The following is a 23,385-nucleotide window of genomic DNA, read 5'->3' on the forward strand; positions in this document are numbered from 1 at the left end:
AAACCATGCACCCACGATGCAGACAGGCAGTGCAGCAGGCCGCCGGCCGTGCGCTGACCGACAGCGAAATCCAGAAAATCGACGACGCCATGAGCGCCAACATGCGCCGGCTGGCGCGTCAGGACCCCGCCGGCTGGGCCGCGAAGTCTGCCGACCAGCGTGTACTGGAGGCAGCGGCCGCCGGTATGCAGGATATCCAGGCGGCAGCTGCCCTCAAGGTGCAGCGCGCGCAGTTGCAGATCCTGCGCACTGCATCCATGGAAAGCCGGGTTGGCGACCTCATGGCCAGCTATGCCAGCGGCCGCAGCCGCGCCCTGGTGCATGAACTGGACCAGACCAGCCTGTATATCGAGGGCGTCAAGCGCGAGAACATGGCGCGTCTGGTCGACCTGATGGAAGCAGCCACCAGCAAGCAGGGCGCCGGCCTCGGGCGCCAGGGCCTCATGCTGCTGTTCGACGCTGAGAATCCCACTATGAGCCGGGACCTTGCCCGCGAAATCTTCGGTAATGCCGCCGGCACCACCGGCAACAAGCTGGCACAGCAGGGCGCCCGGGCGTGGCTCGATACCATCGAAGGCATGCGCCAGCGGTTTAATGCGGCCGGCGGCGATGTCGGCAAGCTGGATTACGGCTACCTGCCACAGCCGCACGACCAGGGGCGCGTGCGCGGCAAGGGCGATACCGCTGCGCAGGCTGAATGGGTACAGCGCACGCTGCCCCTGCTGGATCGTCGGCAGTACGTGCTGGAAGACGGCAGCCTGATGAACGATGCCCAGGTGTCGGCATTGCTCTCCCGCGCCTGGGAAACCCTGGCCAGCGGCGGCATCAACAAAATCGAGCCGGGGAAGGGCGGTGGCCGGGGTGCCCGCGCAAACGCTGGCGCAGAGAGCCGGCAGATTCACTTCCGGGACGCGGATGCATATCTCACCTACCTGAGCCAGTACGGCGGCGGCAGCATGTATGACGCGATGCTCGGCCACGTGGGCGGCATGTCGCGGGATATCGGCCTGGTGGAGCGCTATGGCCCGAACCCGGAACAGCAGATGCGTCTGCAGTTCGACCTGGCCGAGCGCTCGGATAACGGCATCAAGCGCTCTTTCGGCCTGCGCCCGCAGTCGTATTGGGATGTGGTCAGCGGCAAGACCGGCATGGCCGATAACGGCAACATCGCCCAGATCGGCCAGGACCTGCGCAATATCCAGACCTTCGGCAAGCTGCAGGGCGCCGTGCTCACCAGTATCACCGATCTGGGCACCCACTTCGTGACCACCGGTTTCAACAAGCTCTCCTACTGGGATGCGCTCAAGAACATCGCCGCGCAGGCCAGCGGCGAGACCCGCGACTTCCTGACCATGCACGGCATCATCGCGGAAACGATGGTTTCCGACCTGAACCGCTGGAGCGGCGACAACATCAAGAACAACTGGTCCGGCCGCATCGCCAACAGCACGATGAAGCTGTCCCTCATGAACGCCTGGACCGACACGCTGCGCCGCAGCTTCTCGATGACCATGATGAATGGGCTGGCGAAGCTGAGCAAAACGGACTGGGGCAGGCTGACCGAGTATGACCGCTGGCGCATGACCAGCAAGGGCATCGATGCTGCAGACTGGGCCGTCATTCAGCAGGCCCAGCTCACCACGCACCGTGGAGCTGAGTTCCTGACGCCGGAAGCCATCCGGGCCAGCGGCTCCCCCGAGGCCGACCGGGTGGTGGCCAAGGTGCTGGGCATGATCACCGATGAATCCGAATATGCTGTTCTCAATCCTGACCTGGCCACGCGCACGCTATCCAGTGGCGGCGGGGAACAGCGCGGGACGATGCGCGGTGAGCTGGCCAGGTCGGTCATGCAGTTCAAGTCCTTCCCGATCGCGATGGTCTCGCGGCACTGGCGCCGCATGATGGACACACCGCAGGGTCTGGAGGGCGCGCCCATCGCCGCCAATCGCGTGGCCTATGCTGGCGCGCTCTTCGCATCGCTTGGCATGCTTGGTGCGATCGCCTACCAGACCAAGCAGATCACCGCCGGCAAAGACCCGGCCGACATGACCACCGGAAAATTCTGGGTCAAGGCCATTGCCCAAGGCGGCGTGCTATCGATCATGGGCGACATCCTGCTGGCCGACTCGACCGAGGAAGCTGGCCAATATGCATCCAAGACCATCAGCGGCCTGGCCGGCCCCACCATCGGCGCGGCCGCCGACCTGAGCCTGAAGGTCATCAAGGGCAACATCGATAAGGCCGCCGCCGGCAAGGAAACGCATGCAGGTGCCGAGGCACTGACCCTGGCGCGCTCTCATCTGCCATACGTCAATCTCTGGTACGCCAAGGCCGCACTCGATCATGCTGGACTACACGCCTTGCAAGAGAACCTGTCCCCGGGATACCTTTCACGAATGCAACAGCGAGCGCGAAAGGACTGGGGGCAGGATTGGTGGTGGAAGCCCGGCACCGGCGCACCGGATCGAACACCAGATTTAGGAGCGGCACTTGGAAAATGAAACACTGCGGAAATGCATGGCTTGCGGTGAGCAAAAGCCGATATCAATGTTTTACCGCCGCCCGAATAGGCCGTGTGGGACTGTAAGTCAGTGCAAGGCCTGCAAGGCTATTAAGGCAGCCGCTTATCGTGCCGCCAATCTTTCCGCATGTAAGGATCGATCCTTGGCATGGTACAGAGATAACAAAGAGCACTCCATCAAGACCACGCGGGAGTGGCAGGAAGAAAACAAGGAACGCGTCTTGAAAAAGCGCCGTGAATGGCTGGCAAAACGGAAGGGGATCTAAATGCGGCAAGACCAATACCTGCGCCTGCAGGAGCTGACCGAGAAACTGACGGATGCCTTTATCAGGGAGGCCGATCCGGACAAGTGGCCTGGTGCCGGCATGGAGGTTGCGGCCATGGACCAGCAGACTCGGGGCGACCGTTACTGGAGCAAGAAGAACGCGGCCGCCACGCTGACGGTGATGATGAAGACCACCAATCTGCTTGGCATGATCCAGCTGGGCGGTGCCGAGGTGGGCGCGCCGGATGCTGAGAAGCCAGTCGAGGAAGAGGCAAGTCTCGACAGGGATATTGCGGCCGCAGAGGCGGAAGCGCAGAAGATGCTCGACAAGATCCAGAGCACCGCAAGGAAGGCATCCGGCAAGAAGGTGCATGGACAATAAGCCAATCAGCTTCCTGGCCTTCTTCCTGCTGTGGGCGAAGGTGATGAAATGGGAGGTACCGCCGCTGCACGTGCGCGTATGCCACTGGCTTGAGCACACCGATGACCCGGTGCGCGTGCTGCAGGTCTTCCGTGGCGCGGCCAAGTCCAGCATCTTCGCGGTGTATAAGGCCTGGCAGCTGTATTGCGACCGCACCTGGGTGTCACTGATCTGGGCTGCCGACGGCAAGCTGGCCACCAAGCTGACGCGGGATACCATCAACATCCTGCGCCGACACCCACTGTGCGGCGGCATGCTGCCCACCAAGCCCGGCGCGCAAATGTTCTGGGTCATGGGTTCCATCGATGCGCGCAATGCCAGCATGACCGCCACCGGCGTTGACCAGAACGTGACGTCCGCGCGCGCGAAGAGCATCGACTATGACGACATCGAAGTCCCCAAGAACATCAAGACAGCCGAAGCCCGGGAGAACCTGCGCGACAAGATCCAGGAAGCCACCTTCATTCTGGTGCCTGGCGGGCAGGAGACCTACATCGGCACGCCGCACACGCACAATTCCATCTATCCGGAGTTGATCGAGAACGGTGCTGCCTCGCTGAAAATCCCGCTGTTTGAATCCTCGATCCGCTACGAGGACACGGCCACCCGCTTGCGGTACCGCTTCCCCTTCACGCCTGGTGACGACGGGCTATATGTCTTCGTTGGCATCCATAAGCATGCCAAGTTGCTGGTGGCGGGCGAGGACTTCGCCATCGATGGGCAGGATGTCGTCTTCACCAAGCCGCCCGGAAAGCTGCTGGATATCTATGCGCACTGCGCCTGGCCTGAGCGATTCACCCGCGACGACGTGGAGCGCCGGCGCAAGAAGACCCGGACCATCAACTACTGGGACAGCCAATATATGCTGGAAGCCAAGCCGATCAATGAAAGCCGCCTTGATCCGGCGGATATCAAAGCCTACGACGTCCAGCCTCGGCTGGAGTATGCGAACCGTGCTGTACGCATGATGCTGGGGAAAACCCATGTGGTGAGCGGTCGGGCCTATTGGGACCCATCCCTGGGCAAGAAGAAGAGCGATGCGTCTGCGTTCTCGGTGGTCTATGACGACAGCCTGGGTAATCACTACTGGCACGTCTGCAAGGAATTGACGGGAGATTTCGCCGTTTTCAGCGACTCGCGCAACACCGTCATCGAATCCGGCCAAGTGCTGCAGGCCTGCGACATCATCGCGAAAGCGAACATTCTGCATGTCTACGTGGAAACCAATGGCGTCGGCAGCTTTGCCGGCAAGCTGCTCCAGCGCGCATTGAAGCAGCGCGGGCTGGCGGTGGGCGTCACCGAGATTCAGGAGAGCAGCAACAAGAACGAGCGAATCCTGGGTGCGCTGGAAGGCCCCATCCGATCGGGCGTGCTCTGGGCGCATATCGACGCTCTCAACGGGCCACTGTGGGACCAGATGAAGGATTGGAAGCCGGAAGTCAAAGAACAGCCCGACGACTTTCTGGACAGCGGCGCGGGCGCCGTGGAGCAGGCCCCGGTGCGTATCAACAAATTAGTCGGGAAACCGACCCCGGAGACGCGTCAAGATTGGCGCCAATCAACGGGCGTTTTTGAAGTGACGCTCGACCCGTAGCGCCGTTATCGAGGCGCGCCACGACTAGAGGCTGCTGTGACCGTAACCACTCAAATACCGTTCAACACGTACACGGCGAGCCCTGGCGCAACGCTGTTTCCGTACCAGTTCAAGATCGCCAAGGCAGAGGATATGTCGGTCTCTGTGAATGGGGTTCGACTGATGTTGGGCCTGAACTACACGGTTTCTGGAACTGGCAATGATGGGGGGGATGTAGCGCTTGTTGTCCCGATGACCGGTGGAGAAAAGATTCTGCTGATGCGGGATATGAAGCTGGAGCGTGATACCGATTACCAGCAGAACGGCGAATTCCCGGCTGATATCGTCAATCTGGATTTTGACTCCATCTGGCTGGCACTGCAGCAATACCAGGCAGATTCCAACCGCACGCTGAAATTCCCGATTGAAGAGCAGGGTGGCCAGACGCTCAACGTTACCGCTGCCGCCCGTGCTGGGAAGGCGCTGATCTTCGACGTTAATGGCAACCCCACGGTGTCCGATGACAACTACGTCGACCAGGCAGCAAATGCTGCTGCCAGTGCCGCTGCCGCCTTGGCAAGCCAACAGGCCGCAGCGGGGAGCCAGGCCGCTGCAGAGAACGCATCCGGTACCGCCACAGTCGCCGCATCCCAGGCGCTCTATTACGCACAGCACGGCACCGGCTTCACCGCCGGCACCGCCTATGACCTCGGCTCGGTTGCCGATCCGCTGAACATTTTCAATACCGACCTCGGGAGCGTTCCATAATGTCCACCGTCCTCCAGCTCCGTCGCGGCACTACCGCACAGCATGCATCGTTCGTCGGTCAGCCCGGCGAAGTCACCTTCGATACAACCAAGAAGGTTTTTGTCGGTCACGATGGCGTCACGCCTGGCGGATTTCCGATGGCGCGTCAGGCTTCTTCAGCAATTGGCACCAGCGGTCACAGTGGGCTGATCGGCGCCAATGATGCCACCACGCCAAACAGCAAGTTCACCGTTTCATCGATCACCGCCACCTACCGCAATGCCGAGGGTGGCACGCTCACGCTGTACACCGGATCGACACAGACCGTGGATATCAGCCAGGCCGGCCCGGTGGCGAATGGCCGCGATCAATCCGGCACGTTCGGCGCGTCCGCGAAGGTCAACCTGTACAAGATCTACAACGGCACCACCGAGGCGCTGATCGCTTCCCTGGCCGGCCCATCTGTGGGGCCGGCGCTCCCGAGTGGCTATACCTACTGGGCTTACGCCGGTTCGGTGGTGCTGGATGGAAGCGCGAACATGCGCCGGATGTATATGGCCAGTAGTCGGATGATTTTCCAATCGCCGCCGCTGGTGTTGTCGGCCAACCCAACACTGGCAGTGCAGTCCGTATCGCACGCGGCATATGTGCCGACATTAGCGCTCGATGTAGTGCTGAATTGCTATGGCAGCGTAACGATGCCGACTGCGGGCGAAGCATCAAATGTCATTCAGCTTGCAAGTGGCATCACATTTGATCGTGCAACTTCGATCACAGAAAACGCTGGCACTGGTTACGCAGGGTATGGGCGCACGGTCATTGTTCCAAACCTTCCGAGTCAAGCTGTTTTCAGCGGATGGGCCTACCCGGTTACCGTGCCGACAGCGGTAGCCAGCAACATCGCTGTTCAGTCCTTTACCGTCCCCAATGGAGCAATCTGACATGGATGAAATCCAGGATATCCCGAAGCGCTCATTCCGCGACAAAGTCACCGGAGTGCTGGTGTGGTGGGGCTTCGTCGAGGGTGATTATCCCGAGTGGGATGACCGGATCGAAGATATCGACTTCGATCTGGAGCCCGGCAATTGGCGCTTCGACGAAGACCTGCAGGAATGGGTGCCGTACCCATGAGCGACACCAAGGTCATCGATACAAAGCTGGCCCTGGCGTGGCTGGCACCTCTGGGCGTCACCATCGTTGCGGGCCTTATCACCCTCGTCTGGATGGCCGCCCAGCAGACCAGCACCATCAACACACTGCTGGAGACGCAGCGGGAAATGAAGGCCCAGATGGGGGCGCGGGACCAGCGGGACGAAGCATTCAAGGCCGCGCAGATCACCGCCATCGCCGAGGTGAAGCTTAACGATGCGCGCCAGGACATCCGCATCGAGAACCTGGAGAAGGCAGTTGGCGCCAAGCCGCCTCCACTGGGGAAGTGGACAAAATGAAAATCCAACTGGTAGACGACAAGGGCCTCATCCATCGCCGCTGGAGCGTGCGCCTGGCCAAGGTAGGCGCTGCTGTCATGGCCGGCTGGGCCGCACTCACCTCGGCCGGCCTGGGCAGCACCTTGCCCATCTGGGTGGCGCAGGTGGTAGCCGGCGTGATCCTGGTGTGCATCTGTGGCGCCGCCTACCTCAAGCAGCCGGAACCGGCTGAGAAAGGACAGGGCGATGAAGCTCCTCCTGCAGCGTGAGCCCAGCACCAAGAAGAGTACGGCGGGCAAGCTCTTCATCGATGGCGTTTTCGAGTGCTACACCCTTGAGGACATCGTGCGCGCCCGGGGCGTGAAGGTCTACGGCCAGACGGCTATCCCGGCTGGCACCTATCAGGTGCTCCTGACGCAGTCGCCGCGGTTCAAGCGCGTGCTGCCGCTGCTGCTGAACGTGCCGGGCTTCGAAGGCATCCGTATCCATCCCGGCAACAAGGCCGAGGATACCGACGGCTGCATCCTGGTGGGCGATGCGCCGGCGCCGGACTGGGTGGGCCAGAGCAAGGTGGCATTCGACCGGCTGTTTGCCAAGCTGCGCCTCACCGCCGAGCCGATCACCATTGAAATCCGGGGGGCAGCATGATCGACATCCTCTTGAGTATCGCCCCCTGGCTGGCCGGCCTGATCGGTATCGTCGCCGGCCTGTTTATGCACCAGCAGGCCAAGGCCACCAAGGCCCAGGCAGCGCAAGAAGTTGCCGAGACCAAGCAAGAAGTTGACGACCGAAACACTGCGGCCGCCCAGAAAGCAGCCCAGGCCACAGGAGAACGCGGAAATGTGGAAAACGAGATTGCTGCTATGCCTGCTGCTGACCGTGAGCAGCGGCTGCGAGATGACTGGACGCGTGAATAATCCTGTTGCCGTGACGCCCACTATCGTGGACAACGGCTGCAACTGGACGCGCCCCATCTTCATCGACAAGACCGACAAGCTGAGCCAGGGCACGGTCGACCAGATCCTGGCGCACAATATGACCGGGCAGCGGCTGTGCGGCTGGCAACCAAGCAAGAAAAACTGATCTTTGATATAGTCCGCCCCGCCGGCGGCTTCATTCTCCGTCGGCATCCCCACCAGTGAGAACTGGACCTCTAACCCGCATTGCATCCCCCCAAGCAATGCGGGTCTTTTTCCCCTGTAAGTTTCGTTTGAAATAATCGCGTCTGGCATTGAAATAGCGCGGAAACCGATCATCGGTAAGATGCACACATGGTCAGACGCACTTCCGCACCGACATTTCCAGGAGAAAACCATGATCGATTACGTCTTGCATTCCCTTTTGGATCCGTTCATTCGTATAGCCGGTGGGATGCACGGCGCAGTGGATCATTTCGGCCAGATGACGGGCTTCTTCTAGAGGGCCTTCATCCTGACGGATGTGACCATACATATCGCTTTCAAAGGGGATCGTATGTTCATGACACGCATCACTCGTTCCGAACTGCACGACCTGATTTGGTCTCAGCCAGCAAAGGATGTCGCGCAGCGCCTTGGCATGTCTCCCGAGCAGCTCAGGGCTGCCTGTGAAACGGCCAGGATTCCACGACCAGGTCGCGGATATTGGAACATGGTGAATGGCGGCGGTAAGCCCAAGAGGGTGCCGTTGCCCGATCGGCTGCTTGGCCAGGCAGAACATGTCATCCTTGTTGACGAATCGCGAATGGGCTCCGGCGTGCGGCGACGGATGCTGCTGGACGAGCCGCCGCTGGAGACTCCAGAATTTCGGGAAGGCCTGAGCATAGTCGAATTGAGGGCGCGTGCGCTAGCAGCGGCGGCCCCATTGCGGAAGACGCTATCCAACAAGCACCACGCGATCTCCAAACTGCTCATAAAGGATGAAGAAAACAAACAGAGGTGGAGAGGGCATCCCTTGGACGCAGAGTTCTACCCGGTCATTTCCTCAACTAAGCAGGGGCGCCGCCGCCTGCTGATCTTGAATCAGCTGCTTCAGGCCCTTTCTTATTGCGGAGCTGGAGCCGCTAAAACTAAAGAGCCCGGGTACGAGTGGAGCATTCGGATAGGAGACATGAATGTGGCATTCGAACTGCGCGCGGTGGGTGCGCCGGCGAGCGAGATCTCGCGCAGGCATCAGGAGCGCGACGATCCAGGGGACCTAGAATTGGTGATACGCGGGGAGGCGACGGGGGGGATAGAGACAGAGTGGCGCGATTCGGCGTCTAGGCCGCTCCAAGCACAGATGAGGGAAATCGTCGCCGGGTTCCTGATCTTTGCCGAGCTTTCCTATAGGCGCGGCGAGATTGACAGAGTTCAACGGCTGCTGCAGAAGAGGGCTGAATTGGAGGCCACGATTCAGCGTCATAAACAGGAACGCCTACAGGAGCAACTTGAAGGCTGGAAGAAAGCCGAGGAGGAACGGCGGGGTGACCTCCTGGTGGAGGTAGAGGACTGGAAAAAAGCACATGAGATCAGGGCATTTATTAATGCCAGGCTGCTGGCGGCCGAGGATGGTACGCCTGAAGAGAGAGAGCTGTCGGAACGATGGGCACGCTGGGCCTTGTCAATAGCGGATGCTATCGATCCAATCACAAAGCACCGGGCTGAAGAAAATGATCAGTGAATATCTAACCGCGGCGGAATTGGCGTCACTCATCGGATGCCGGCCGACCAGCATTGCTTGCATGAAGTGCTGGCTCGCAAAAAATGGATGGCCCCATGTGGCGCACGCGGTCAGGCCGAGCAGGGCGATTACAGAAATTGCTTTTTTCATCTTGATCCACGAGAAAATTCTTGAACTTTTCTCCAGCCTGACAGCAGAAGCTGGTCGAGTAAAGGACCAGGCGTTTTTCCGGATAGCGAAGTGTTGCGCGCTATGACCAAAACCTGCCCAAACTAGGCTTGAATCGGGCAAAATAGACGGGAAAGTGCAGCCGGTAAATGGGATGGCTTCCGCTGCAGGTCGTTGATTTGACTGCACTTTCCTTGTTTGTCTATTTGTAGTCAGAAAGTCTCATAATCCGTTGGTGCCGTGTTCGACTCACGGGGGGGCCACCAGTACCAGAGCGGCTTAGCGACTTATGGTCCTAAGCCGCTTTTTCTTTTGCTGGGGGATTTTTTGCCCATTCTAAAAAAAGCTGTGGGCAACTGGAGTGTTTTGTTCAACGGCTGACCATCACGCCCGCAGCAACTAAGTGCTGCTCAAGATATACATCTACGGCAATCTCAATCGATTGCAGTCGAGCCGGCAACTGGAGTGCGAGGTGCAGCGCAATGTCGAACTGATGTGGCTATCCGGGATGACTTGACCGCTACAGTGCTTGCTGGTCTAAAAAAGGGCGGCTGTTTAGGCCGCCGAAAAGGCTGAGAATGATTTCCAACGACTCAACCAGAGGTCACAACTATTTATCGGTTCAACGCATCTACGACTGCCAACGGTGCTTGGGAAACCCACGGGCGCAAGGCTTCCAGTGCATGTGCCAATTGCAAAACACCTATGTCGTCTCGGGATGGACCAATGATCTGCATTCCCATAGGCAGGCCGTTCGTTCCGAAGCCGACCGGTACACTCATGGCCGGTAGGCCCGCCAGTGTCGGGCCAATGACCACCTCCATCCAGCGATGGTAGGTATCCATTTCCCGGCCCGCTATGTTGCGCGGCCACGTCGTGGCCGCATCGAACGCAAACATCTGTGCGCTGGGCAGCAGCAGGTAATCATATTGCTCGAAGAGCTGATGAATTGCGCGATACCAATCGCTGCGAGCAACAGACGCGCGGAAAATATCAATCCCCTTCAGATTCAGGCCCGATTCTACTTCCCATTGTGCCTCTGGCTTGAGCAAGCCGCGCTGTGCCGGGTTAGCGAAGTAGGCGTTCAAGTTGGCGCCGACTAGCCAGTGCCGATGAATGAGCCAGGTCTCCCAGAGCTTTTCCATCGGATAGTCGGGTTGGCATTGCTCTACCGTACAGCCAATATCGGTAAAGTCCGACAGCGCTGCCTCGCACAGCACCATGACCTCCTTCTCTATCGGCAAGTAACCGTCGTAGTTCCCGAGCCAACCAATTCTCGTGCCTTTGAAATCCCGCTTGAGTTGCGCCACCTCGCCAGTCACGTCCGTGTCATTCGATAGCGGGCAACGGCGGTCATAGCCTGCCTGGGTAGCGAAAAGCCGGGCGACGTCGGCCACGGTGCGTCCCATGGGGCCCTCCGTGCTCAATTGCTGCAGGAAGAGTTCTCCGCCTGAGCCGTAAGGGACACGGCCCTGCGTCGGCCTGAAGCCATAGACATTGTTGAACGCGGCCGGATTTCTCAAGGAGCCCATCATGTCGCTACCATCAGCCACGGGCAGCATACGCATCGCCAGCGCTGCAGCGGCACCACCACTGCTACCGCCAGCAATGCGCGAGAAGTCATAGGCATTCCGGGTTACGCCGAATACCGGGTTGTAGCTGTTCGAGCCGAGTCCGAATTCGGAGACGTTAGTCTTTCCGATGAAAATGGCACCCGCTTCACGCACACGGGCGATGCAAGTTGTATCGCTCAGGTCCGGTTCCATGGCTGACAGAGGAGAGCCTTTGCTGGTAGGCAGTCCTTTGCACGAAGCGAGGTCCTTCGGTGCCTGGGGCATACCGTGCATCCATCCCAGATATCTGCCCTGCGCAAGCAATTGGTCTGCACGCTCGGCTTCGTCCAGTAGCGCCTCAGTCGGGCGCAGCGAAACGATGGCGTTCACATGCGGGTTGACCTTCTCGATATGCTGCAGATACGCCTGCATGACTTCGCGGCAAGAAACTTTCTTGCGGCGAATAGCATCGGACAATGCCAGTGCATCGAGGGTAACCAGTTGATCCATCTTTTGTGCTCCTTGCATTGCCTGCGAACCCATCCCTACTGTCACTTGAGCTCTCCAATTCCGGCGAAGACTTCTGTCTGCCGATTCTTCGCTGCCGGGCTTTGGTCACGCATCGCCCAGGCTGCGGCAACGCCGATACAGGCAGCCAACAGCACATACCAGGCGGGCGCGACCGGTGAACCCGATGTCTTGGTGAGCCAGGTCACGATGAACGGAGCAAAGCCACCGAAGAGCATCGCTGCCAGATTGTAGGCCACGGCAAGGCCGGTGGAGCGCACCCGCGTAGGGAATTGCTCCGACAAGGCGGTGGGCATCGGGCCGTAGTTTGCGCCGATCATGATGCACAGAAGGACTTGCATCACCAGCAGACGGGGCAGACTGGGCGCTGTGGCGACCCAGACGAACAGAGGGTACACCGTCAACAGGAATGCCAGCGAGCTGTAGAGCAGGACGGTGCGGCGGCCGATGCGGTCGGACAGTGCGCCGGCAAACGGAATGATGAGGGTGAGCAGCGCCACGGCAATCATCTGCACCATGAACGCCTGATCGAGAGGAAGCCCCAGTTGCTTGTTGGCGAAGGTGGGCATATTCACCAGAACAACGTAGAAGGCCACCGTACCGTTGATGACTTGCCCCATCGATACCAGCACGCCACGCAGGTTGGTTTTGACCACATCAAGCAGCTTGATGGGGGCTGCGTCGGGCTTGTTGGCGCTCTCCATGAAATCGTCTGTCTCATGCATGTGGCGGCGAATCCAGAGACCGACCGGCCCGATGAGCAGGCCAATCACAAACGGCAGTCGCCAGCCCCAGCTGTCCAGGGCCTGCGGCGACAGATTGCGTGTCACCAGAGCGCCCATGCCTGCACCACAGAAGACCGCCAGGCACTGACCGACCAACTGCCACGAGCCGTACAGGCCACGCTGGTTGGCGGGGGCACTCTCCACTAGGAATGCAGTCGAACTGGAATATTCACCACCGGTAGCGAAACCCTGCAGCATCCGCGCGACCACAATCATGATCGGCGCTGCGATACCGATGGTTGCGTAGGTGGGCGTAAAGGCAATGATGGCGATGGCCAGGGTCATCAAAACGATGATGACCTGCATCGCCGCCTTACGGCCTTTGCGGTCGGCGTAAAGGCCGAGCAGCACGCCACCCACGGGGCGCATGAAAAATCCGATGCCGAAGGTCGCCAGGGCTACCAGCAAGGAGGTGTATTCGTTGTCGGCCGGGAAGAACAGCCTAGCGATAATGGCCGAGAAAAAACCATACACGATGAAGTCGTACCATTCGAGGGCATTACCGACAATCGCGGCAATGACTTGGCGTTGTTTACTAAGTTGTGGTTGCACGGTAGGTCCCTATCAATGGGTTGGCAAGAGCTGCTGACTTACGAACTGGCGACGGAACAAAACCAGCCTTCGCCTTATCGTCTTGGTATCTTGCCGCCTCAACTTGATTTTCCGTTTGACCCCAAAACACAGCTTCTTGATAGTCAACGACAATAAAAAACGGCCCTACAAAGGCCGCTAACAAAACCGTTGCCGATTGGTAATCTCACTGAACGCGCGGGTGCCCGCCGAGATGCTGGCGCCGCCATTCCGTTGGGGAAATACCGTGCCAACGCTGAAAGGCCCGGGAAAATGCACTGATTTCCGAGTAGCCCAGAAGGAAGGAGAGCTCGGAAATCTGCAGCGCCGGGTCCTTCAGATACACAAGCGCCATGTTCTTGCGGACATCCAGGAGAACCTCTTGATAAGTCAGCCCGGCCGCACGCAATCTGCGTTGCAGCGTCCAGTTCGCCATGCCCAGTGCGCTTGCAATGTCGTCCAGCGTGGGTTCCCTGTCATCGAGTCGCTGCCGGATGGCGGCGCGCACTTTGTCGACCAGGGTTTCAGCGACCGACGCTGTCAGCCCCAGCTGGCGCAGGTTGTTGCGCATCAGGCTGTGCAGATGCACATCAGCCCCTGGCATGGGCGCATCGAGCTCATCTCCTCGAAGCACGATGGCATTGGTCGCCTGAGAAAAATGGATCGGAGCACCAAAAATGTGCTCATGCTCCTCGTCGCCGTGCAACGCACCATGTTCGAAATGAATTTCCAGGGGCCGCCATTGCTGGCCCAGTGCCTGCCTGAGCACATTGAAGAACATCCCGATGGATAATTCGGCATCCTGGCGACGTTGAGTGATGAGCGGGTCGGTGATGCGGTATTCGACGTAGGCCAGACCATCCGCGTGGGTCACGCCCAGATGCGAACGCTGCTGATGATGGTGGAACATGGCACCCATGTTGCACAGGGCCTCGCCTACTGTGGGTGAGGTCAAACCAAGGTAGCCCAACATGCCAAGCCCTGCGGGCATGAATTGTTGGCCAAAGCGCAAGCCGAAATGCGCATTTTGCGTCTGACGTGCGGCTTGCTCCATCGCGTTGCAATATATTTCCAGGCTCAAGGTCGCGGTGGGCTGCTCGATGGTATCGCAGTCAGCACCGGCCGCTCCCAGGATGCGCTCCGGGTCACCACCTTCGCTCTGAATGAATTCAAGCAGGCCCGTTGCCGCTGCTGAAAGAATGCATGACTGGTGGTCGGAAGCACGAGATAGACGCGGCGCATTGGACATGGTCAGACTCCATTTTCATGGTAAATAATTTCCCAACCATCCTAGCAATTTTCAGACCATTAGCCCATTTGGCGCAGATAATCGGTTGCTAACTCTGCCGTAGCTGCCACCCAGCGCTGGCCGAGGCTTTGTGCCAGCTCGGTTTCACTGTGCGATGCCATCCATGCGAGCAGTTGCAGGCGTCGCTGCATCAGGAAGGTCGGGAATTCCTCGACATCATCTTGTGTCAGCGCACCGTGGCGTGCATAACCATCCGCCCAGCGCAGCATCAACTCGCGGCGGTCGGGACGGTGTTCGATGAAGCTCAGCGCCGTTGCCATATCGTGTAAGAACCAGCCGATACCGCAGTCGTCGAAATCGATGATGGTGGTGCAATCCCCTTTGACCAGAAGGTTCGCCATACGCAGGTCTGCGTGGATCAGCCCATACTTGTCCGGAGACTTTCCGAATGAAGCCAGCCGCAAGCTCATCAAATCTCGCGCCTGCGCAAGCACATTCACCTGTTCCTTGCCGAGCCAGGGAGCATCCCGCCAGCGGCCCCAACGGCCATTCTCGCCCACGGTATCTTCGAGACTCCAGGTATGGCGTTCGAAATAATCTGGGCGTTGCCATTGCCGCGACTGCCGGTGCATTCTCGCGCTCAATTCGCCTAATTTCTGCAGTGATGGAGTGAGGTTTGCCTCATCGGGAAAGTCCCCTTCCACCCATGCAAATACTGCGACCATTCTGGTGCCGGCGGCTTCGGTATCGACCTGGATCAACGACTCACCGTCCAGCGTGCGCAGCGGCTGCGGCGTAGCAATTCCCGCTTCGTTGAGTGCGGTCATCCAGTCCAACTCTGACTGGATCGCATCAGGAGTCTGATAATTGGCCCGGTGCACGCGCATCACCGCACGCCAGCCGGTCTTCGGATTGTCCAGCCGGAATACCGTGTTCTCCGAATGGCTCAGCAGGGCGACTTCGATATTGGATGGGAATCCATATCTCGGCAGCGCAGAGCGGGCCAGTTCTCGAAGCGTCGCGATGTAGGAAAGATGGGATTGAGGAGTGGTGAGGGTCATGAAGAGGCTCCGAGTAGCGTTGCATACATCTTCGCGCCAGCGCCGACGACTTCGTTTGACATCGCAACACAAATCGTTGACCTTGGATATCAAGCTGTAGCGACCTCATACGGCGACCCGCAAGAGCGTCTTCTGCGATCAAGGAAATGTCGTCGATGGTCAAGACAGACTTGTCTCTTCGCGAGCACCATTGAAGTGCCGAATTATCTTGTACTGGAGAGACAATGACCCACGCTGATGGAATGCTTGCGTTGAACGCCTTCAATCCGCAATCAGGCAGCACCAACTCACCCGCGACATGCGCCCTGATCGAACGCAGGCGCAACACATTTGGCGACGGCGTTCCATTGTTCTATCGCGACCCCGTACATTTCGTCAGCGCTTCCGGCGTCTGGTTGCGTGACCAGGAGGGCCTCGACTACCTCGATGCTTACAATAACGTGCCCTCGGTTGGCCATTGCCATCCCCATGTCGTCGCGGCAGTGTCCAAGCAGGTCGCGACCCTCAACACCCACACGCGCTATCTCTCCAATGTCGTCACGTCCTATGCGGAACGACTTCTCGGCACGTTCCCTCGCGCACTTTCCAAAGTGCTTTTCACGAGCAGCGGTACCGAGAGCGTAGACCTGGCAATGCGCCTGGCGCGCCTCTACACGGGGGGCACCGGCTTCATCGTGACGCGCTTCGCCTATCATGGCCATTCGACTGCGGTCGCCGAAATCACGCCGGCATTCGGCCCTGGCGTTCCTGTTGGCGTCAACGTGCGCCTAGTGGATGCTCCCGATGGATATCGGCAGGATGCGCCGGTCGGCGTCAAATTCGCGCAGGACGTGGCTACGGCTATCGCTGACCTGGAGCGCCACGGCATCAAGTTTGCCGGCCTCATCCTCGATACCGTATGTTCCAGTGATGGCCTGTTTGTTGACCCACCAGGCTTCCTCAAGGAAGTCGTTGCCACCGTCAAAAAGGCCGGCGGCGTGTTCGTTGCCGACGAGGTGCAGCCGGGCTTCGGAAGAACTGGCGAAGGAATGTGGGGATTCGAGCGGCACGGAATTGACCCGGATATCGTCGTGATGGGAAAGCCCATGGGAAATGGTATGCCTATCGCCGCCACCGTCACCACCTCAGACATCATGCAGGCCTTCACTGAGCGCTCGGGCTACTTCAACACATTCGGCGGAAACACGGTCTGCTGTGCGGCCGCATCAGCGGTTCTGGACGTCATTGAATCGGAAGGCCTGATCGACAACGCCAAGCAAACCGGAGCGTATCTGAAACGCGGACTGGAGCAACTGAAAGTACAGCATCAGTGCATTGGCGACGTCCGTGCCATCGGTCTCTATGCCGCCGTTGAGTTTGTGCAGCCTGGTACCAAAAACGGTGATGCCGTAATGGCACTCAATGTGGTCAATGAGCTGAGGAAGAGACGTGTTTTGATAAGCACCTGCGGCCCTCAAGGCAATATTCTGAAGATCCGACCACCACTTCAATTCTCCTCCGAGAACTGCGACATACTAGTCACCGCAATCGACGACACTCTTCGGATTCGCTGAATCGAGAATTCCGCCGGGCGCGTCGGGTATGTGGCCCGCTCCCTTGAGCGGAGCCTCCTTCCCTAAGCAGTGGCACTCGGGGCAAGCAGCGAGGGCAAATTTGAACGGTTCCAGGTACTGCCGTGCGAGCAGTTGTTGCGCTCCCAGAAAAACGACGTGTTCGTGGTGAAAACCCCATCAGCTAGCTCGATGCCTGGTTGCCGGATACCCGGGCCTGGCACGGGCAGAGCATCGACGGCGGCAGCGCTTGGGGCGCGGTACTGGGCGCTTATCTGCGCCAGGTCGCTACCGCTGCGCCGATACTGCCGGCCGCGCGACCACGAGCGCCTTCGGCCCGGTCTTGCCACTCGGTGTGAACGTACCGTTCAACGAACACTGGAGCCTGGTGCTGGATGTGAAGAAGATCTGGGCCAGTACCATCGCCACCGCCACGCTGCCGGCCTTTGGCGGTAGTGCTGCCAGTGCCGATGTCAGGCTTGATCCCTTGGTCAGTACGCTGGCATTGAGCTATCGTTTTTGATGTTTGTCTCAGAGACGATTTCCCTATGAAACTTGGGCGCTAGCCAGTCTCGGCGCGTCACTTGAAGATGCGCTGGCGATCATATTCCCCCAGGCGGGACCGGCAGAATTATCTTGTCTTCCGGGAGGCGTATTTGGGGAGCCAGGGCGGTTCTTCTTGCTATTTTGCGAATCAGCAATGCCCTTCCTGCCTGTCGTCAAAGAAGAAAAGCCCTGCTTCTCCCACCCAGCTTCTGACCTTGCCATGCCATCAGCTGCGTTATAGTCGATCCTTCTGATCGCCTCTTTTTGCGCGCAAATAATGAAAAACAACGCCATGGATTACCTGCCTCGTATGGTGATCTTTTCCCGCGTGGTCGAGCTGGGCGCCTTTTCCAAGGCAGCCCGCGAACTGGGGCTGACCTCTTCATCGGTCAGCCAGCACATCAGTGCCCTGGAAGCCATCCTTGGCACCACGCTGTTGCACCGGACCACGCGCAAACTATGCTTGACCGAAGCCGGCCAGGGCTTCTATGCCCATTGCGCACGCATCGTGGCGCTGGCCAACGAGGCACGGGAAAACACCGAAAGCCTGCACAAGGAACTGGTGGGCGAGTTGCGCATCGCCGCCTCCAGCTTCATGGCTTCCGAATATCTGGTGCCGGCACTGGAGGAATTCATCCGCAGTCATCCGCAACTCAAGATCAACATTGACGTGAACGACCATAATGTCGACCTGATGGATAAGAGCGTCGACCTCGCCTTGCGCGTAGGCAAGCTGCCCGGTGCCGGTGATATCGCGTTGGCCCGGCTGGAAGCGGTGCTATGTGCGTCACCTGCTTACCTGCAAAGGCAGCCGCCGATTCGCCGTCCCGAGGATCTGCTGATGCATCATTTTCTCTTTTTCACGCCCGTTGGCGTGGATTTGACCTTGCGCAACCGCGTGGGGCATTGTGCGCAGTTGCGACTGACGCCCAGCATCGCCGTCAACCATGCCCGCTCCTTGCGCAAGCTGGTCTTGCAAGGGCATGGCGTGGCGCGCATGTTGAAGAGCAAGGTTCAGGATGACCTGGATGCGGGGCGGCTACAGGTCGTGCTGCCGGATTGGTCGCCGGATAGTTATTGCGCCTTCATCACCACCAAGTATCGCGATGCGGTGCCGGCCAAGATCCTTGTCTGCATCGCGCAGATCCAGGCTTATTTCAGGCGTCGCCATCCGGGCGTGGACGATACCTTCCAGCCTGGCTGATTGGCGCCACCCGGCAGCTCGGAAGTTGCGGCGTTGGTGCCTGGCTCCTTGAGCATGACCGGCCATGAACCGGTCACCAGTTCGTGGCTCCTGAGCCAGTCCTGTCCGCTGCGCTCGACGATGGCATCGGTCTGGCCGGCAGCGGCCAAGTCGACGATCTCGTGCTCCATTACCTCCATCGCCGCACTGGTGGTGAAGGCTTTCACTAACGGGCGCGTCAGGTCCTTGCGGTTCTGCTGGATCACCAGCGCAGTGCGTCCCGAGCGCAAGGTGACGATGGAGCCCAGTGGATAGATGCCCAGCATCTTCACGAAGGCCAGGAAGATGGTGCGGTCGAAGTGTCCCTGCCAGGAAGCCATGCGCGAGAGCGATTCGGCCGGATCCCAGGCCCCCTTGTAGACGCGGTGCGAAGTGACTGCGTCGTACACGTCGCATACCGCTGCCATACGCGAAAACAGGCTTATCTTCTGGTCCTGCTGGCGTGCCGGATAGCCTGAGCCATCCATCTTTTGGTGGTGATGCAGGCACACGTCCAGCACTTCATCAGGTACGCCCACCAGGCCGCTCAGATAGGCGTGTCCCAGCACGGGGTGGCGCTGCACGATCTTGTATTCCTGCTCGGTGAGCAGACCGGGTTTGTTGAGTACTTCCAGCGGGATGAAGGCCTTGCCCACGTCGTGCAGGAATCCGGCCAGCCCGGCCTGTTGGCAGGCGGTGTCGTCCAGACCCAGGGTGCGCGCCAGTGCGACCATCATGGTACAGACCGCAATCGAATGCAGGTAGGTGTATTCATCGGCGCGCTTGAGGCGGATGATGCTCAACAGGGCATCCGCATTGTGTGCCAGCGAAGCGGCGATCTGCTCAACCAGTTCCTTGCACTTGGCTACGTGCAGCGATTTGCCCAGGCGTGCCTGGTTAAACACTTCCTGTGCAGTCTGCTGGCCCATCTCGTAGAGCCGCAGCGCTTCGAGCAGGTCGGGATTGAGTACATCTTGCTGTGTGGCAGGCGGCATGGATGAGTCATCGGACGTCGAGTCCGGCGCTTGCAGCTCAGTGCTCGGTGCCAAGCCCTTGTGCACGTCGATCCAGCAATGTCCGAGTCCGGCCTGTTGTGCTTGCCGCACCTCGGCCTCGGTGCGAATGAGGAAGCTGGCGCGCCAGAAAGGCGAGGCAATCCACGCACCATCGAAGCCGGAAAAATACATGCCTATGCTGAGTTGGCTGACAGGGATTCGTCTTAGGCGCGTCATCGGATGGTGTGGAGTGGGAAGGAGGCATGGCGGCGTGGTTAGCCGGTGCTGCCCGCAGCCGAGCTGCGGCTTGCGCCAATGTATTACATTTCGCGAGGATTGATTAGGGGCCTGTTTTTAACAAGTGTGGTAAATCATTTTCTGTAATTCTCCGACAGCACCAGCGCATGGACTGGGGCGTCGTACATTGTTAAGCAGAATTAATGAGTTCTTTCGCAAAAAGATGGCTAATCAAATTGCATCGCTTGTAATACAGTTGCTTGGCCGAACCCTGCCGGGATGTGTCGGGGGGCACAGCGGGCGTCAGCCCGCACCGGCGCTGTGCAGCCATGGAGGGGATTGCGGCTGCACGCCACACTGTCACGGTAAGGGAACGATGCCGACGATCGCAGGATGCACCCTGACCCTGGCAAACGGGACGGCAGTCAATGGACAGGTCAGGCATCCGCTCGGCATCGTGATCGACATTGGCATGCCACACTACCAGCAGCCGGTAGCTGGAACTCATTTCATAAATAGGCGTGAGATGCGTTCTGCCCAGAAAGGGCGCTGGCAAGGCGCGCGACGCGTCGTGTGGCGGTGCCACACGCAAGGAGCGCAACGCGGCCAGCGCCCTTTCTGAGCAGAACCCGAAGGGAGCGGCCCGTTTGGGCGAATTGCTGCGTTACGAATTTGGGTCAAGACGCCCAGTCTTGACCCAAATTCGCGCCTTGCACTTCATCCCAAACGGGACTCGCTCGCACTCACGCCTATTTATGAAATGAGTTCTAGCCAGTACTTGGCTGCCGGCGCGACATGAGTGCCTGGACCGTCTTTCTGTATCAGTGCATCACAGCAATCGGTCAGCACCGTCATTCCCGCTTATGTTGTCCTGGTGAAAACATCTCTCCCTTGCTGGCTTGATGCAGGTCAGCATTGCAGGAGATTGCGCTGGCGCACAGGTCGCCAGGCAGCATCATGGCAGTTGCGATCCCGCCCGCCTTGCGTGCCGTCTTCCGGCGGCCTTTTCCCGATGAACTGGCGCCAACGATTCCATCTTCCGGTGGTACTGTGCTGCACCCTGGCATTGGCTGGCGGTGTGCTGTTGCAGTTCTGGCAGATGCCGCTGCCGGCGGCCCGGCTATGGCAGGGCAGTGCCGCCCTGGTATTGCTGTTCGTGCTGGGCCAGACACTGCTGGCGCTATGGCGCCGGCAATGGGGGCTGGACCTGATCGCGCTGGTGACCCTGGCCGGCGCATTGGCCTTGCAGGAAAACCTGACGGCCGCCGTGATCGCGCTCATGTTCGTCACGGGTCGTGCCCTGGAAAACCATGCCGAGCGTCGCGCGCAACAGGATATGTCGGCCCTGCTGGCCAAGGTGCCGCAGCGTGCGCATCGCTATGAGAATGGGCGCATCGTCGAGGTCGCGCTGGCGCAGATCCGCCCTGGTGACCGCTTGCTGGTGCGCTCCGGTGAAACGGTACCGGTCGATGGCACGCTGTTGGGTGCGGCCGTGGTGGACCAGTCCACTCTGAGCGGCGAATCCTTGCCGCTCAGCTGTGCCCAGGGAGCGTTTCTGCCCAGCGGCAGTATCAATGCCGGCGAAGCCTTCGAGCTCCTGGCCAGCAGTACGGCAGAGCAGGGCACGCTGGGCCACATCGTGCGCCTGGTCCATTCGGCCCAGCAATCGCGGGCACCGGCCGCGCGCCTGGCGGACCGCTACGCCTTATGGTTCGTCCCGGTGGCGCTGGGACTGGCCGCGCTGGCGTGGCTGCTCAGTGGTGAGCCAGAGCGCGCACTGGCCGTGGCGGTGGTGGCCACACCCTGTCCGCTGATCCTGGCCGTCCCGGTGGCGCTGGTCTGCGCCATGTCACGTTGCGCCCAGCGCGGCGTGCTCATCAAGCATGGTGGTGCGCTGGAAAAGTTAGCCCATCTGCATACCCTGTTCCTGGACAAGACCGGTACCCTGACCAGCGGCAAGGCACGCCTGACCGCCATCGATGTTGCCCCAGGAATGGAACCGCACGACTTGCTCAGGCTGGCCGCTTCGCTGGAGCAACTGTCGGCCCATGCCATCGCCCAGGCGGTAGTGGCTGCCGCCCTCGCACGTGGCCTCCCCCTGGCGCTGCCCGAGCAGGTCAGCGAGCAGCCTGGTGCCGGCCTCACTGGTCAGGTCGATGGGCGCCAGGTGCGGGTAGGGACGCGTGACTTCGTGCTCGGTCTTGATGCACTCCCCGACTGGGCCGTGCATCCGGGCGCACGGATCGGTTATGAAGGAACGGCTGGGGTGTATCTGGCCCTGGATGGTCACTTGGCGGGGGTGATGCAACTGGCCGACCAAGTCCGGCTGGAAACGCCACGCGCATTGCGCCTGCTGCGTACACTGGGGGCGCAACGCATCGTGATGCTGACCGGCGATCATCGTGAGGTGGCCACGACCATCGGTCATGCCCTGGGCGTGGATGACATCTTGTCCGAGCAAACGCCAGCCTCCAAGCTGGAGGCCATTCGCCAGGCGCGCCAGCAAGGCGTCACCATGATGGTGGGCGATGGCGTCAACGATGCACCGGCGCTGGCTGCGGCCGATGTCGGTGTGGCCATGGGCGCGCGCGGTGCTGCTGCGGCGGCCGAGTCGGCCCAGGTGGTCTTGCTGGTGGACCGGCTCGACCGTCTGGCCTTTGCTGTGCGCCTGGCGCAACAGACCCGCCGTATCGCCCTGCAAAGCGTGGTGGCAGGCATGGGACTGTCGTTGCTGGCCATGGTAGTGGCGGCACTGGGTTACCTGCCGCCGGTCGCGGGCGCGGTGTTGCAGGAGTTGATCGATGTGGCCGTCATCCTCAATGCGCTGCGGGTGCTGACGCTGGAGAAGGAAGAGGCCAGGGGACAGATTTCGGCGGCAGACCTGCAGGCCTTGCAGCAGGAACACGCCGCCCTGGCCCCGGTCATTGATCGCCTGCTATGGCTGGCCGAGCGCTGCGATGTCTTGCCGGTGACGCAGTTGCGTGAGCAATTGCACTCGGTGAGCGGGCTGTTGACAACCCGCCTGCTCCCGCATGAGTCGGAGGATGACGCGCGGCTCTACCCGCGTTTGGCCAGATTGATCGGCGGGCGCGATCCGCTGGCTTCCATGAGCAGCACGCATCGCGAAATCCATCGCCTGAGTCGCACCATCGAACGGCTGGCGGCCGATATGAATACCTGCGCTGCCAGCCAACCGCCCGATGCTGCCACCTCGCAGGAAGTCCGCCATGCGCTGTATGCGCTGGAAGCCATCCTGCGGCTGCATTTCGCCCAGGAGGAAGAAATCTTCCATGGGCTTTCTTCCTGAGATCAGTCCATCCCGAGGGC

Annotated in this window: 22 protein-coding genes and 1 pseudogene; 17 read left to right on the top strand and 6 right to left on the bottom strand. The window is 60.0% G+C overall.

What is annotated here, in order from left to right; translation table 11 throughout:
• Positions 1-5: 5 nt before the first annotated feature.
• The 12 genes from RC54_RS03985 to RC54_RS04045 all read left to right on the top strand — a co-directional run bounded on the left by RC54_RS03985 (position 6) and on the right by RC54_RS04045 (position 9,594).
• Positions 6-2,501: a hypothetical protein gene (locus RC54_RS03985; protein WP_156481273.1), complete on the top strand. Its 2,496-nt coding sequence runs from the start codon at positions 6-8 to the stop codon at positions 2,499-2,501.
• Between the two features lie 286 nt (positions 2,502-2,787).
• Positions 2,788-3,168, top strand: a complete 381-nt coding sequence (locus tag RC54_RS03995) for a hypothetical protein (RefSeq protein WP_061789247.1) — start codon at positions 2,788-2,790, stop codon at positions 3,166-3,168.
• Positions 3,158-4,801, top strand: coding sequence for a phage terminase large subunit (terL, locus tag RC54_RS04000; protein ID WP_061789246.1), 1,644 nt, complete (start codon positions 3,158-3,160; stop codon positions 4,799-4,801). Before RC54_RS03995 ends, terL begins: the two co-directional genes overlap by 11 nt.
• A gap of 36 nt (positions 4,802-4,837) precedes the next feature.
• Positions 4,838-5,548 carry a hypothetical protein gene (locus RC54_RS04005; protein WP_156481272.1) on the top strand — a complete coding sequence of 237 codons (711 nt, stop codon included), beginning with the start codon at positions 4,838-4,840 and terminating at the stop codon, positions 5,546-5,548.
• The gene (locus RC54_RS04010; RefSeq protein WP_061789244.1) at positions 5,548-6,468 is read left to right on the top strand and encodes a hyaluronate lyase N-terminal domain-containing protein; all 921 of its coding nucleotides are present in this window, start codon (positions 5,548-5,550) and stop codon (positions 6,466-6,468) included. Before RC54_RS04005 ends, RC54_RS04010 begins: the two co-directional genes overlap by 1 nt.
• A 1-nt stretch (position 6,469) precedes the next feature.
• The gene (locus RC54_RS04015; protein ID WP_061789243.1) at positions 6,470-6,658 is read left to right on the top strand and encodes a hypothetical protein; all 189 of its coding nucleotides are present in this window, start codon (positions 6,470-6,472) and stop codon (positions 6,656-6,658) included.
• Positions 6,655-6,975 (top strand): hypothetical protein, encoded by a 321-nt coding sequence (locus tag RC54_RS04020; RefSeq protein ID WP_061789242.1) that lies wholly within the window; start codon positions 6,655-6,657, stop codon positions 6,973-6,975. The genes RC54_RS04015 and RC54_RS04020 overlap by 4 nt, the downstream gene beginning before the upstream one ends.
• Entirely contained in the window at positions 6,972-7,223 is a 252-nt protein-coding gene (locus RC54_RS04025) for a DUF7940 domain-containing protein (protein ID WP_061789241.1), read from the top strand. The genes RC54_RS04020 and RC54_RS04025 overlap by 4 nt, the downstream gene beginning before the upstream one ends.
• Positions 7,201-7,602, top strand: coding sequence for a DUF5675 family protein (locus RC54_RS04030; RefSeq protein ID WP_061789240.1), 402 nt, complete (start codon positions 7,201-7,203; stop codon positions 7,600-7,602). The genes RC54_RS04025 and RC54_RS04030 overlap by 23 nt, the downstream gene beginning before the upstream one ends.
• On the top strand, positions 7,599-7,871 hold the full coding sequence (locus RC54_RS04035; protein ID WP_061789239.1) for a hypothetical protein: 273 nt from the start codon (positions 7,599-7,601) through the stop codon (positions 7,869-7,871). Before RC54_RS04030 ends, RC54_RS04035 begins: the two co-directional genes overlap by 4 nt.
• Entirely contained in the window at positions 7,864-8,037 is a 174-nt protein-coding gene (locus RC54_RS04040) for a hypothetical protein (protein ID WP_244216440.1), read from the top strand. The genes RC54_RS04035 and RC54_RS04040 overlap by 8 nt, the downstream gene beginning before the upstream one ends.
• 396 nt (positions 8,038-8,433) lie before the next feature.
• On the top strand, positions 8,434-9,594 hold the full coding sequence (locus RC54_RS04045) for a hypothetical protein (RefSeq protein ID WP_156481271.1): 1,161 nt from the start codon (positions 8,434-8,436) through the stop codon (positions 9,592-9,594).
• Here RC54_RS04045 and RC54_RS25680 read toward each other — a convergent pair.
• Positions 9,535-9,951, bottom strand: coding sequence for a hypothetical protein (locus RC54_RS25680; RefSeq protein WP_156481270.1), 417 nt, complete (start codon positions 9,949-9,951; stop codon positions 9,535-9,537). The genes RC54_RS04045 and RC54_RS25680 overlap by 60 nt on opposite strands.
• Before the next feature lie 214 nt (positions 9,952-10,165).
• Between RC54_RS25680 and RC54_RS04055 the strand changes: the two are divergent.
• Positions 10,166-10,270: pseudogene (locus RC54_RS04055) on the top strand (transposase); the annotation flags it as partial.
• Between the two features lie 106 nt (positions 10,271-10,376).
• Here RC54_RS04055 and RC54_RS04060 read toward each other — a convergent pair.
• From RC54_RS04060 to RC54_RS04075, 4 genes are all read right to left on the bottom strand, one after another.
• A complete protein-coding gene (locus tag RC54_RS04060) occupies positions 10,377-11,825 on the bottom strand; it encodes an amidase (RefSeq protein ID WP_058897476.1) in 1,449 nt (482 codons plus the stop codon).
• A gap of 41 nt (positions 11,826-11,866) precedes the next feature.
• Positions 11,867-13,180 (bottom strand): citrate-proton symporter, encoded by a 1,314-nt coding sequence (locus RC54_RS04065; protein ID WP_061789236.1) that lies wholly within the window; start codon positions 13,178-13,180, stop codon positions 11,867-11,869.
• 205 nt (positions 13,181-13,385) lie between these two features.
• Positions 13,386-14,447: an AraC-like transcriptional regulator QhpR gene (gene qhpR, locus RC54_RS04070; protein WP_061789235.1), complete on the bottom strand. Its 1,062-nt coding sequence runs from the start codon at positions 14,445-14,447 to the stop codon at positions 13,386-13,388.
• A 59-nt stretch (positions 14,448-14,506) separates the two neighbouring features.
• The gene (locus RC54_RS04075; protein WP_061789234.1) at positions 14,507-15,508 is read right to left on the bottom strand and encodes a phosphotransferase enzyme family protein; all 1,002 of its coding nucleotides are present in this window, start codon (positions 15,506-15,508) and stop codon (positions 14,507-14,509) included.
• Positions 15,509-15,732: 224 nt separating this feature from the next.
• Between RC54_RS04075 and RC54_RS04080 the strand changes: the two genes are divergently transcribed.
• The 3 genes from RC54_RS04080 (at position 15,733) to RC54_RS04095 (ending at position 18,808) form a co-directional block, all read left to right on the top strand.
• Positions 15,733-17,061 (top strand): aspartate aminotransferase family protein, encoded by a 1,329-nt coding sequence (locus RC54_RS04080; RefSeq protein ID WP_058894313.1) that lies wholly within the window; start codon positions 15,733-15,735, stop codon positions 17,059-17,061.
• Between the two features lie 247 nt (positions 17,062-17,308).
• Entirely contained in the window at positions 17,309-17,581 is a 273-nt protein-coding gene (locus RC54_RS04085) for an OmpW family outer membrane protein (protein ID WP_244216441.1), read from the top strand.
• Positions 17,582-17,896: 315 nt separating this feature from the next.
• Positions 17,897-18,808 carry a LysR family transcriptional regulator gene (locus RC54_RS04095; protein WP_058894314.1) on the top strand — a complete coding sequence of 304 codons (912 nt, stop codon included), beginning with the start codon at positions 17,897-17,899 and terminating at the stop codon, positions 18,806-18,808.
• Here the strand turns inward: RC54_RS04095 and RC54_RS04100 are convergent.
• Entirely contained in the window at positions 18,757-20,013 is a 1,257-nt protein-coding gene (locus RC54_RS04100; RefSeq protein WP_244216442.1) for a cyclic di-GMP phosphodiesterase, read from the bottom strand. The genes RC54_RS04095 and RC54_RS04100 overlap by 52 nt on opposite strands.
• Positions 20,014-21,070: 1,057 nt before the next feature.
• On the opposite strand from RC54_RS04100, the gene RC54_RS04105 reads away from it, so the two are divergent.
• A complete protein-coding gene (locus RC54_RS04105; RefSeq protein ID WP_231738952.1) occupies positions 21,071-23,365 on the top strand; it encodes a heavy metal translocating P-type ATPase in 2,295 nt (764 codons plus the stop codon).
• Positions 23,366-23,385 lie beyond the last annotated feature (20 nt).

It is taken from the genome of Herbaspirillum rubrisubalbicans, assembly GCF_003719195.1.
Lineage (GTDB): Bacteria > Pseudomonadota > Gammaproteobacteria > Burkholderiales > Burkholderiaceae_D > Herbaspirillum > Herbaspirillum rubrisubalbicans.